Genomic DNA, 12,408 nt, shown 5'->3' with positions numbered 1-12,408 from the left:
GAACAATCCCTTATGTTGCACCGCAACATGGGTGCATTCAAGTAGTGGCCTGGCGGAAAGCGCATAATCGTCCGTATCGGCCTCGGCGGGCAAGCATGCGCCACGATTGCATAACCGTGATAATCACTCGCATTAGCCTTGCATTGCACCATGCCGAGGATTAGGCAGGCGGCGTGGATCAGCTTCGCCTTTCCCCTTCCCCCGCTCCCCAACCGGCCGCTCCCCAGCCGGCGGCCCGCGCGTCCCGCCCGGCGAAGCGCAAATGGCGCGGCTGGTGGCTCAAACAGCTTCATACCTGGCACTGGATCAGCGCCGCCGTGTCGCTGGTCGCGATGCTGTTGTTCGCGATCACGGGCGTTACGCTCAACCATGCCGCCTCGATCGCCGCGACGCCGGTTGTCACCACCCGGAATGCACCGCTGCCGCCGCTGATCGTGCGCGCGCTGGCGGTGCCGCCCCCGGCACCGGATGCGCCGCTCCCCACAAAGGTCGCTGCTGCCGCCAAGCGCGCGGTCGGCCTCGATCCCGCCGGCCACGCCGCCGAATGGTCGGATGGGGAGGTCTATGTCGCCCTCCCCCGCCCCGGCGGCGACGCCTGGCTGTCGATCGACCGCGCCAGCGGCCGGATCACGGCGGAGATCACCGATCGCGGCTGGATCTCCTACCTCAACGACCTGCACAAGGGGCGCAACGCGGGCACCGCCTGGTTCTGGTTCATCGATGTCTTTGCCGTCGCCTGCATCCTGTTCACGCTGACCGGGCTGCTGCTGCTTCAGCTCCATGCCCGCCACCGGCCGTCCACCTGGCCGCTGGTCGCCGCCGGGCTGGTCGTGCCGGCACTGCTCGCCATCCTGTTCATCCACTGAGGGGGTTTTTCCATGCGTCCATCGCCGCTTCTGCTCGGCATCGGCATGATCGCCGCGCCGGCCACCGCCGGTACGGTCACCGTCACCATTCCGCGCCTGAACGTCGCCGAATATCACAAGCCCTATGTCGCGGTCTGGCTGGAGCCGGCGGCCGGCGGCCCCGCGCGCACGGTAGCGCTATGGTATGACGTGAAGAAGGGCGGCAACGAGCCCGGCACCAAATGGCTCGCCGATCTGCGGTCCTGGTGGCGCAAGGGCGGGCGCAGCATGGCGATGCCCGCAAACGGCGTCAGCGGGGCCACCCGTGCCCCCGGCCAGTATCGCATCCCGCTGCCCGCCGATCTGAAGCCCGGCCAATATGTCCTGAACGTCGAGGCTGCGCGCGAGACCGGCGGCCGCGAACTGGTCAGCATCCCCGTCACCGTGCCGAACGGCACCGCGCAGAAAAGCGGCACGTCCGAACTCGGCGCCGTCGCCCTCTCCGCCCGCTAAAGGAGTTCTCCATGAAGCGCTTCCTGCTTGTCGCCACCGCGCTCCTGTCCATCCCCGCTGCCGTATCCGCGCATCGCGGCTGGCTGCTCCCGTCGGGCACGATCTTCTCGGGCACCGGCAGCTGGGTGACGGTCGATGCGGCGGTGTCGAACGACCTGTTCTTCTTCGATCACCAGCCGATGCGGCTCGATGCGATGAAGGTCTGGCAACCGGACGGCACCCCCGGCCAGCTTCAGAACGGCGCCACCGGCCGCTACCGCTCTGTCTTCGACGTGAAGCTGGACAAGCCCGGCACCTGGAAGATCGGCAGCGAGAACAGCGCCGTCATGGGCAGCTTCAAGGTAAATGGCGAGGAAAAGCGCATCGGCCGCCGCGGCCCGCCCCGCCCCGACATGCCGCCGCCGCTGACTGTCGCCGATATCCCGGCGAATGCGACCGACGTGAAGCTGACCGAGATCGTCAACCGCAACGAGATCTTTGTGACCGCCGGCGCGCCCACCACGACCGTGTTCAAGCCGACCAACAAGGGTCTGGAGCTGTCCCCCGTCACCCACCCGGACGAGCTGGTCGCGGGCGAGCCGGCGAAGTTCCGCTTCCTCGTCGACGGAAAGCCGGCCGCCAACCTCAAGGTCACCGTCATTCCCGGCGGCAAGCGCTACCGCGACTCCGAGAACGCGATGGACCTGACCACCGATGCGCAAGGGCTCCTGACCGTGACCTGGCCGGCCGCGGGCATGTACTGGCTGAACGCCACCGCGACCGACAACACCACCACCACGCCGCGTGCCACCGAGCGTCGGCTGGGCTATGTCACCACGCTGGAAGTGATGGCACCGTAAGGCGCGGATGGGGCAGGGCGACGGTCGACATGCGCATCGCCCTCCCCACCCGTATCGACCCCGCCGCCTTCGCCACGCGTGACGCATCCGCACCGATCGTCACGCTGGAGGGCCCGACCATGGGCACCCGCTGGCGCGTCCTCTATGCCGGTCATGCCGACCCCGCCCCGATCGCCGCGGCGATCACGCAGACGCTGGCGCGCATCGTTGCGGAAATGAGCCACTGGGACACGGACTCGGTCCTGTCCCGCTTCAACCGCGCGCCCGCCGGCCATTGGATCGACCTGCCTCCCGATTTCGCCCATGTCATCGCCGCCGCCCTGCGCATCGCCGGGTCGAGCGACGGCGCCTTCGACCCTGCCATCGGCCACCTCGTCAACGCCCATGGTCACGGCCCCACCCGGGCGTCCGGCCCCCGCAACGGCTGGCAACACCTCGCCTGGGACGCCGCCGCCCGCCGCCTCCGCCAGCCCGGCGGCCTCGCGCTCGACCTGTCCGGCATCGCCAAGGGCCACGCCGTCGATGCGCTCGCAAACGTCCTGCGTCGCTTGCCGATCGGCCATGCCCTTGTCGAAATCGGCGGCGAACTCCGCGGCACCGGCATCCGCCCCGATGGCGACCCCTGGTGGGTCGATATCGAAAACCCGCCCGGCGCCCCCCTTGCCCCCTTGCGCATCGCACTCCACGATCTGGCGGTCGCCACCTCGGGCACCTACATCCGTGGCGACCATAATCTCGACCCCCGCACCGGCCGCCCGGCCGCGCACGGCGTCGTCGCCGCCAGCGTGATCCACCCCAGCGCCATGGAGGCGGATGCGTTCGCCACCGCGCTGACCGTGCTGGGCCCGGATGCAGGCGCCGCCTTTGCCATCCGCCACGCGCTTGCCGCGCGGCTGGTGATGCGGCGGCGCGGGACATGGGACGAATGGCTGAGCCCCGCGTTGCTCGCGATGCTCGAACCGTAGGAACAGGAGACGTTCGCATGACCCGCTATGCCCGCACCGAAGAGGCGATCGCCCGGCTGACCCCCGAGGAATTCTACGTCACCCAGCAGAGCGGCACCGAACGCCCCGGCACCGGCGCGCTGCTGGACAACAAGAAGCCCGGCATCTATGTCGATGTGGTGTCCGGCGAACCGCTCTTCGCCTCGTCGGACAAATATGAGTCCGGCTGCGGCTGGCCCAGCTTCACCAAGCCGATCGAGCCCGCCCATGTCACCGAACTGCACGACCGCAGCCACGGCATGGTCCGCACCGAGGTCCGCTCGGCGCATGGCGACAGCCATCTCGGCCATGTCTTCCCCGACGGCCCGCGCGACCGGGGCGGCCTGCGCTACTGCATCAACTCCGCCGCGCTACGCTTCGTGCCTCGCGAGGAGATGGAGGCGCAGGGATATGGCGACTATCTCGATCAGGTCGAAGACCTGGGCTGACCCGCCCTTGCCGATGGACAAGCTCCCCCCACCCGTGCAGGCTGTGCACGGGTGGGAAAATGGGAGACAAGTCCATGATCGGAGAGGATTTTAATCGGCGCACCGCGCTCAATCTGATGGGCCTCGGTCTGGCGGGCGCAGCATCCGGCGCCCTGGCCCAGGCCCCCGGTCGCAAGCTCGGCTACGCCGTTGTCGGCCTGGGCGGCTATGCCACGCGCCAGATCATGCCGCAGTTCAGGAATTGCCGGTCCTCGCGCCTCGTCGCCCTGGTCAGCGGCACGCCGGAAAAGCTCGCCCGCTACGGCGACGAATACGGCATCCCCAAGACGCACCGCTACAGCTACGCGAACTATGATCGCATCCGCGACAATCCCGATATCGACATCGTCTATGTCGTCCTGCCCAACAACATGCACGCCGAATACTCGATCCGCGCCAGCCAGGCGGGCAAGCACGTCATGTGCGAAAAGCCGATGGCAGTCAGCGCCGCCGAGTGCGAGGCGATGATCGCCGCCGCCAAACGCGCCAACCGCAAGCTGATGATCGGCTACCGCTCCCGGTTCGAGCCGCACAACGTTCTTGCGATCCAGCTGGCCCGGCAGGCGCATGTCGGGCGCACCCGCATCGTCACCGCCGAACACGGCTTCAACGCCCAGCCGAACCAGTGGCGGCTGGACAAGGCGATGGCGGGCGGCGGGTCGCTGATGGATATCGGCATCTACAGCCTGAACGCCGCGCGCTATCTCATGGGCGAGGAACCCGTCTCGGTCACCGCGGTCGAGTCCACCGACAAGAGCGATCCACGCTTCCGCACCGTGGAGGACCAGATCAACTTCATGCTGCGCTTCCCCTCCGGGGCGATCGCCGATTGCGTGTCCAGCTACAGCTCGAACCATAATCGCTACCGCGTCGTCGGCACCGATGGCTGGATCGACCTGGAACCCGCCACCTCCTACGAGGGGCAGCGCATGCGCATCCGCAAGGACGGCAAGGAAGCGGTGCGCGACGTGCCCCCCGGCCCGGTCAACCAGTTCGTCGGCCAGCTCGATCACCTGTCCGAATGCGCGCTGACCGGTCGCCAGCCGATCGTCGCGGGCGAGGAGGGCCTGGCCGACCTCCGCCTGATCGAAGCAATCTACCGCTCCGCACGCGAAGGCCGCCAGATCAAGCTGGCATGATTTCACTCCCTCTCCCCCACGGGGAGGGGGAGGGTTCTGCAACTACCAGCAGGCGCTCATCGCTGACCCCTCTCCCCGAGGGGGAAAGAGCTTCGAGCGCCCGTAACACCCCCGTCACGAATCCATCACCGACCCGTCACCAAATTGGCGCGCCCCTGTAACATCGCTGCCCCAAAGCCCCCCTTCAGCGACTGGCGCCCGATGCGCCGGCACTCACGATCAAGCGCCCAGGGGGGACATCATGAACGCCGCCACGCCCGGTATCCGCATGCTTGCGGGTGCCTCGCTTCTCGCCATCACCCTGGCCGCCGCACCGGCTCGGGCCGCGCCGGATGCGACGCCCGTCGCCGCCGCCGCACCCGTTGCCGGCCCCACCATCTCGGGCCGCGTCTATGACGCCGCCGGCGTCGCCCTGCCCGGCGCGCGCATCGTCGTGGAGGGCACCGGGATCGAGGCGACGACCAGCCTGCAGGGGGAATTCACCGTCTCCGTGCCCGCCGAGGGCGACGTGACGCTGCTGATCGATTATCTTGGCCGTCCCCGCCAGACGCGCCTCATCACCCCCGCCGATCGCGGCGCCCGCGTCGAGGTCACGCTGCCCGCCGCCGGCACCGCCGATAACGAGATCGTCGTCGTCGGCGCCTCGCTGCTCGACAACACCGCCCGCGCGCTCAACCAGCAGCGTCAGGCCGACAACACCGTCACCATCATCTCGGCGGACGCGATCGGCCGCTTCCCCGATCCCAACATCGCCGAGGCGCTGCAACGCGCCCCCGGCGTCGGCATCGAGCGCGATCAGGGCGAGGGCCGCTACATCAACGTCCGCGGCGCGCCCAGCGAATGGTCGGCCATTTCGGTGGACGGCGTGCAGATCGCCTCGGTCGATCCCAGCACCCGTGCGGTCGATCTCGACACCCTGCCCTCCGACATCGTCGCCAATCTCGAAGTGTCCAAGTCGCTGCTCCCCGATCAGGAAGCGGACTCGATCGCCGGCGCGGTCAACATCACCACCCGCTCGCCCTTCGACCGCCGCGGCTTCGCGCTGACCGGCATGGCCGGCGCCAGCTACAACCAGTTCGGCAAGGGCAGCGACTACCGCGCCTCCGGATCGGTCAGCGACCGGTTCGGCGCGGACAAGCAGTTCGGCGTGCTCGTCTCGGGCAGCTATTCGCGCACCCATCGCCGCCCCGACAATGTCGAGAATGGCTGGGACTATGTCGGCGACCTGCTGCGCGTCACCGAGACGCTGTTCAAGGATTACGACACCAAGCGCGAGCGGATCGCCGGCACCGGCGCGTTCGAATGGCGCCCGTCCGACGCCACCCGCCTGTGGGTTCGCGGCTCCTATGCCCGGTTCAAGGACGATGAGTTTCGCGATCGCCTGGCCATCATCTGGACCGATGGCACGCTGCAACCCGGCTCTACCGACACCGCCGCCACCTTTACCAACACGCGCCTGACCAAGCAGGTACGCCACCGCGTGCAGGTGAACGAGATCTGGTCGGTCACCACCGGCGGCGAACAGCGGCTGGGCGACGGCACCTTCCGCTTCGACGCGGCCTATACCGAATCCGCACAAACCTATCCGCGCCGTGACGAACTGCTGTTCCGCTCGTCGCTGCGTCCGCGGCTTTCCTATGATTTCGGCAACAATGCCGATCTGCCGAGCTATTCGCTGTTCACCTCGAACGAGCATCTGCAAACCGACCGCTACAGCTTCTACGAGAACACCTACCGGTCGAACACGACGAAGAACGACCAGTTCAGCGCCTCGGCCCGCTTCGACCTGCCGGTACCGATGGGCGACGGCGTCGCGACGCTCAGCACCGGCGGCAAGTACCGCGAACGCAACATCAGTGCCGACGAGGAACGCTTCCGCGACCGCCGCGCTACGGCCGCCCCGACCGAGACGCTGACCGGCCTCCTGTCCGACGAGGAATCGCGCAACTTCGACTATGTGTTGGGCAACCGCATCGATACCGGCGCCGCAGACGCCTATTTCGACCGGACCAAGGCCGCCTCGCAGCGCCGCCTGCCCGACTCGATCGCGGCCGACTACCGCGCCAATGAAAAGATCATGGGCGTGTTCGGCATGGGCAAGTTCGAGTTCGGCCCGACCACGCTGATCGCCGGCCTGCGCGTCGAGACCACCGATTTTCGCGCAACCACCCCGGCCAGCGCCGCGATCGGCAAGAACGGCTATACCGACTTCTTCCCGAACCTGACGCTGCGCCAGGCGTTCACCCCCAACGTCATCGGCCGCCTCGCGCTCACCCGCGCGATCAACCGCCCGAACTTCCCGGAGATCGCGCCCCGCCTCCTCAACGAGACGGAGGGGAACACCGTGCGTGTCGAGGCCGGCAACCCGAACCTGCGCCCGGTCCTCGCCAACAATATCGATGCCGGCCTCGAATATTACATCCGCCCGCTCGGCATCATCGCGGTCAACGGCTTCTACAAGGACCTGACCGACTATCGCTACACGGTCACCCGCCGCGGTCCCTTTGGCGATGCCCCCAGCGCGTTCATCACCACCCCCGAAAACGCGCCCGACGGCCATCTCTACGGCGTCGAGGTCAACTGGCAGCAGCAGTTCGCCTTCCTCCCCGGCGTCCTCGGCGGCTTCGGCATCTTCGCCAACTACACCTATACCCAGGGCGAGGCGGAACTGGCGCAGGCCTATGCCGGGCGCCGGGTCTTCCGCTTGCCGGGCCAGTCCAAACACATGTGGAACGCCTCGCTCTTTTACGAGCGCGGCCCCGTCAACCTGCGCGTCGCCTACACCAAGCGTTCGGATTATCTGGACGAGATCAACGCCGACGCCCCCGAACTGGACCTCTATTGGGAGGGCCGCGGCCAGCTCGACGCGACGGGCAGCATCCAGCTCAACGAGGCGCTCAACCTGTTCGTGGAGGGCAAGAACCTGACCAACTCGCCGGGCGTGCGCTATTACGGCAATCGCCAGCGCGTCTATGAATATGAGAAGTTCGGTTACACGATCTTCGGCGGCGTGCGGGTGAAGCTGTGAGGGCGCTGCTGCTCGCCGGGCTGCTCGCCGGCTGCGCCACGGTGCCGCCGGCCAGCGATGTCGCTCCAAACGTTCCCGCCACCGCGGAAACCGATCCGGTCGATACCGCTGCCGACGCCGCCGACGACCCCGCCATCTGGCGCAACGCCGCCGACCCGGCGAAAAGCCTGGTCATCGGCACCGACAAGAAGGCGGGTATCCACGTCTACGACATGAAGGGCAAACGCCTGTCCTTCACCCCCGCCGCGCGCCTCAACAATGTCGATCTGCGCGACCTGGGGGGCCACGTCGTCGTCGCCGCCAGCGACCGTGCGGACGTGGCGACCGCGCATGTGTCGCTGTTCCTGCTCGACACCGCCGCCGCCCGCCTGCAACCGCTGGGCCGCTATCCGGTGGGCACCGGCGAAGCGTACGGCATGTGCCTGTGGACGAGGGCCAGCGACAAGGCGCTGTTCGGCTTCGTCGTCCTCAAGGATGGCCGCATCGACCAGGTCGCGATCGACACCGCCGGCGCCACCCCCCAGGTAAAAACGGTGCGCAGCATGAAGGTCGCCACGCAGGCGGAGGGTTGCGTCGTCGACGACCGCACCGGCCTTCTCTACGTCGCGGAGGAGGATGTCGGCCTGTGGCGCTTTGCCGCCGATCCGGCGGCCCCCGTCACCGGCACGCCCATCGCGCAGGTCGATGGCAGGACGCTGTTCGCCGATGCCGAGGGGCTGGCGCTGGCACCGCAGGGGCGCAACGGCGGCTATCTCGTCGCCTCCAGCCAGGGCGACAACGCCTATACGCTCTACCGCCTGCCGGGCGTCACCTATGCCGGCCGCTTCCGCATCGACGGCGGCCCGATCGACGGCACCAGCGAGACCGACGGCATCGAACTCGCGCTCGGCGACTTCGGACCCGACTATCCCCGCGGCCTGTTCGTGGCACAGGACGGCGACAACGCGCCCGAAACGCAGAACTTCAAATATGTCAGCTGGGAAAAGATACTGAAGGCATTGGGGAAGTAAGCTCCGTCACCCTCACCCTTCTGCGGCTTCGCCGCTCCCTCCAGCATCGGGTGAACAGTGCGGGGCACTGTTCACCCGATGCTCCCGCCGGGGGAGGGAAAGGGTGAGGGCGACTATGCCACTTCATATTCCACGTGCGTCGCCACAGCCGTTCCCGCCACCGCCTCCCCGATCAGCAACAGCGCTGGATCACGATCACTGATCGCCGCCGCCAGGAACGCCAGCGCATCCAGCCGCCCGCGGATGATCCGCTCGTCGGGCAGCGACACGTTCACCGCGATCATCACCGGCGTGTCCGCCGCCCGCCCCGCCGCGATCAGCGAACGTGACACCTCGGCCGCCGCCGCGCGCCCCATATACACCGCCAGCGTCCGGTCCGCCCCCGCCAGCCCCGCCCAGTCCAGGTCCAGCGCCTCGCCCGCCTTTGCGTGCGCGGTGACAAAGGTCAGTTGCCGCGCCAGCCCACGCAGGGTCAGCGAGGCGACGCCAGAGGCCGCCGCCGCGCTCGCCGCGGTGATGCCGGGGCACACCCTGACCGCTATTCCCGCCGCCCGGCACGCCGTGATCTCCTCGGTCGACCGTCCGAAGATCGACGGATCGCCGCCCTTCAGCCGCACCACCCGCTTGGCCCCCCGCGCCGCCGCCACGATCAGTTCGTCGATCGTGCCCTGATCCTTCGAATGCCGCCCCGACCGCTTGCCGACGCTCACCCGTTCGACCCCGGGGGGCACCAGATCCAGCACAGCCGGCCCGACCAGCGCGTCGAAGAACACGATATCGGCGCGCGCGATCAGCCGCTCCGCCTTGCGGGTCAACAGGTCCGGATCGCCCGGCCCGGCCCCGACCAGCCAGACGGTGCCGGGGGTGAAATCGTCATGCGGCATGCGTCGCTCCTTGGCTCAATATCCTGGCAATGGCGGGGCGGCAGGACCCGCAATTGGTGCCCGCGCCCAGCGCCGCGCCGATCGCGGCGACATCGGCTAGTCCTTGGGCCGCGATCGCCGAGACGATCGTCTTCAATCCCACGTCGAAACAGGCGCACACAATCGGCCCGCGATCGACCGCCACGCCCGGCGCCCGCCCGGCCAGCACGGTGGGCGCCGCCTGCGCCGCGCCGAGTTGTTCGATCAACCAGTCGCGCGACGGCAACAGCCCGGTCTCCGTCACGAACAGCGCCGCGACCAGCCGCCCGTCGACCAGCACCGCGACCCGCTTCGTGCCCCGGCTGGCATCCGCCGCCTCGATCCGCGCCCCCTTCGGCAACACCGCCTCCAGCACCGCCGGATCACCGTCCCCCGCCAACTCCCACAGCACCCCCGCCGGCACCGCCACCCGCGTCGCCCACAAACACTCCGGCCGCGCGCCCTCGCCCGCGACGATCAGAAAGCCCCGCCACCGGCACGTCACCGCTGCGATCGCCGCCGGTGACGCCTTGAACCCCGGCTGCCCCGACACCGGATCGACCAGTGGTCGCGGCAGCAGCCCGGTGCGCCCGCCGCTCGCCGTCCGGTCGGTCCAGTGGATCGGCACGAACAGTTCACCGGGCCGCTGCGCCTCGCTCACCCGCACCCGGTACAGGCTCTCCTCCTGCGGCGTGCGGACGCGCGCCAGCCCGCCATCCACCAGCCCTTCGCGCGCGGCATCGTCGCCATGCACTTCCACCAACGGCTCCTCCCGGTGCCGCGCCAGCTTCGGCGACAACCCGGTACGCGTCATCGTATGCCACTGGTCCCGGTAACGCCCGGTGTTGAGCGTCAACGGCCAGTCCTTCAGCGGCGGCGCCACCGCCTTCTGCACCACCGGCACCAGCCGCGCGCGGCCGTCCGGCGTCGGATAGCGCCCATCGGCAAAAGGCGTGCCGCCCCAGCGGAACGGTGCCATCGCCTCGTAATCGGCATTGCCCTTCGCCGCCTGCCCCGGCAGCGCGAACAGCCGCTGGTCACCGGGCGCATAGGTCGACAGCCGGCAATGCTCGCGCCAGATCTCGGCGGGCCGGTCATAGGCGAAGGCGGTGCCCCACCCCATGCGCCGCGCGACCTCCTTGACGATCCACCAATCGGGCTTCGCCTCGCCGGGCAGCGGGAACAGCGCGCGCTGCCGGCTGATCGTGCGATCCGAATTGGTGACGGTGCCGTCCTTCTCGCCCCAGGCGGCGGCGGGCAGGCGGACATGCGCGTGCACGCTGGTGTCGGTTTCCGCCACCACGTCGCTCACCACCACGAACGGGCACGCCGCCAGCGCTGCGCGCACCGCACCCGCATCGGGCATCGACACCGCCGGATTGGTCGCCATCACCCACAGCGCCTTGATCCGGCCATTGCCCAGTTCGCGAAACAGGTCGACCGCCTTCAGCCCCGGCTTCTCCGCGATCGTCGGCGACGCCCAGAAACGCTGCACGGCCGCCCGGTTCGCCTCCGCAAAGTCGCGGTGTGCCGCCAGCGTCGAGGCCAGCCCCCCCACCTCGCGCCCGCCCATCGCATTGGGCTGGCCAGTGATCGAAAACGGCGCCGCACCCGGCTTGCCGATCCGCCCCGTCGCCAGATGCACGTTCAGGATCGCATTCACCTGATCGGTGCCCGCCAGCGCCTGGTTCACCCCCTGGCTGAACATCGTCACCGTCCGCGGCGTCGCGGCGAACATCTCGAAGAAGCGTCGAAGGTCGGCCGGCGCCACGTCGCAGGTGCGCGCCACCGACCACAAGTCGCTGCCCTCTCCGGTCCGGCCCCAGAAATCCTCGGGTACCGAGACATGCGCGGCCAGATAGGCGGCGTCCACCGCGCCCGCGTCACGGCACCAGTGGAGCAGGCCGTTCATCAAGGCGACGTCGCTGCCCGGCCGGATGGCGAGGTGCAGGTCCGCCTCCTCCGCCGTCTCGGTCCGACGCGGATCGATCACCACCAGCTTCGCACCCGCCTCGCAGGCACTGCGAATACGTTGATAGACGATCGGGTGGCACCATGCCGTGTTCGATCCGACCAGCACGATCAGTTCGGCCGCGTCCAGATCGTCATAGCTGGCCGGCACCACGTCCTCGCCGAACGCGCGGCTGTGCCCGGCCACCGCGCTCGACATGCACAACCTGGAATTGGTGTCGATGTTCGCCGATCCGATGAATCCCTTCATCAGCTTGTTGGCGACATAATAATCCTCGGTCAGCAACTGGCCCGAGACGTAGAAGGCGACGCTGTTCGGCCCGTGCCGCGCGATCGTCTCGCGGAACCGCCGCGCAACCAGATCCAGCGCCTTGTCCCACGACGCCCGCCGCCTGCCGATCATCGGCGCGAGCAACCGCCCCTCCAGCCCCACCGTCTCCCCCAGATGCGTCCCCTTGGAACACAACCGCCCGCGATTGGCCGGATGCTCCGGATCGCCCGCAATGGCGACTTGCCTATCGCCAGTAACGGTGGCCACGATCCCACACCCCACCCCGCAATAAGCGCAGGTGGTTTTAACCCCTCTCCCCTCCGGGGGGAGGGAGGGGCCCGTCGCGCCAGCGATGCGAGGGTGAGGGGCCGTCACAGGCGACACCGCCCGAGGCAACCCCTCTCCCCGCAGGGGAGCGG

10 protein-coding genes are annotated in these 12,408 nt (G+C 68.8%); 8 read left to right on the top strand and 2 right to left on the bottom strand.

What is annotated here, in order from left to right; genetic code table 11:
• Positions 1 to 173: 173 nt before the first annotated feature.
• The 8 genes from OXR08_RS01290 to OXR08_RS01255 all read left to right on the top strand — a co-directional run bounded on the left by OXR08_RS01290 (position 174) and on the right by OXR08_RS01255 (position 8,845).
• Positions 174 to 866: a PepSY-associated TM helix domain-containing protein gene (locus OXR08_RS01290; RefSeq protein ID WP_267347267.1), complete on the top strand. Its 693-nt coding sequence runs from the start codon at positions 174 to 176 to the stop codon at positions 864 to 866.
• Between the two features lie 12 nt (positions 867 to 878).
• The gene (locus OXR08_RS01285; RefSeq protein ID WP_267347266.1) at positions 879 to 1,358 is read left to right on the top strand and encodes a DUF2271 domain-containing protein; all 480 of its coding nucleotides are present in this window, start codon (positions 879 to 881) and stop codon (positions 1,356 to 1,358) included.
• 11 nt (positions 1,359 to 1,369) lie between these two features.
• Positions 1,370 to 2,197: a DUF4198 domain-containing protein gene (locus tag OXR08_RS01280; protein WP_267347265.1), complete on the top strand. Its 828-nt coding sequence runs from the start codon at positions 1,370 to 1,372 to the stop codon at positions 2,195 to 2,197.
• Between the two features lie 29 nt (positions 2,198 to 2,226).
• A complete protein-coding gene (locus OXR08_RS01275) occupies positions 2,227 to 3,162 on the top strand; it encodes an FAD:protein FMN transferase (RefSeq protein WP_267347264.1) in 936 nt (311 codons plus the stop codon).
• A gap of 17 nt (positions 3,163 to 3,179) precedes the next feature.
• Positions 3,180 to 3,629: a peptide-methionine (R)-S-oxide reductase MsrB gene (msrB, locus tag OXR08_RS01270; RefSeq protein WP_267347263.1), complete on the top strand. Its 450-nt coding sequence runs from the start codon at positions 3,180 to 3,182 to the stop codon at positions 3,627 to 3,629.
• Between the two features lie 74 nt (positions 3,630 to 3,703).
• Entirely contained in the window at positions 3,704 to 4,807 is a 1,104-nt protein-coding gene (locus OXR08_RS01265; RefSeq protein WP_267347262.1) for a Gfo/Idh/MocA family oxidoreductase, read from the top strand.
• A 241-nt stretch (positions 4,808 to 5,048) separates the two neighbouring features.
• Positions 5,049 to 7,835 carry a TonB-dependent receptor gene (locus OXR08_RS01260; RefSeq protein WP_267347261.1) on the top strand — a complete coding sequence of 929 codons (2,787 nt, stop codon included), beginning with the start codon at positions 5,049 to 5,051 and terminating at the stop codon, positions 7,833 to 7,835.
• Positions 7,832 to 8,845: a phytase gene (locus OXR08_RS01255; RefSeq protein ID WP_267347260.1), complete on the top strand. Its 1,014-nt coding sequence runs from the start codon at positions 7,832 to 7,834 to the stop codon at positions 8,843 to 8,845. The genes OXR08_RS01260 and OXR08_RS01255 overlap by 4 nt, the downstream gene beginning before the upstream one ends.
• Before the next feature lie 113 nt (positions 8,846 to 8,958).
• Here the strand turns inward: OXR08_RS01255 and cobA are convergent, their stop codons facing one another.
• Both cobA and OXR08_RS01245 read right to left on the bottom strand, forming a co-directional pair.
• Positions 8,959 to 9,729 (bottom strand): uroporphyrinogen-III C-methyltransferase, encoded by a 771-nt coding sequence (cobA, locus tag OXR08_RS01250; protein WP_267347259.1) that lies wholly within the window; start codon positions 9,727 to 9,729, stop codon positions 8,959 to 8,961.
• Positions 9,719 to 12,343 (bottom strand): nitrate reductase, encoded by a 2,625-nt coding sequence (locus OXR08_RS01245; protein WP_267347301.1) that lies wholly within the window; start codon positions 12,341 to 12,343, stop codon positions 9,719 to 9,721. The genes cobA and OXR08_RS01245 overlap by 11 nt, the downstream gene beginning before the upstream one ends.
• Positions 12,344 to 12,408: the final 65 nt, after the last annotated feature.

It is taken from the genome of Sphingomonas sp. GM_Shp_2 (genome assembly GCF_026540875.1).
In the GTDB taxonomy this organism is placed as follows: domain Bacteria; phylum Pseudomonadota; class Alphaproteobacteria; order Sphingomonadales; family Sphingomonadaceae; genus Sphingomonas; species Sphingomonas carotinifaciens.
Note: the sequence above shows the minus strand (reverse complement) of the source record. Positions and strands in the feature narration are given on the sequence as shown.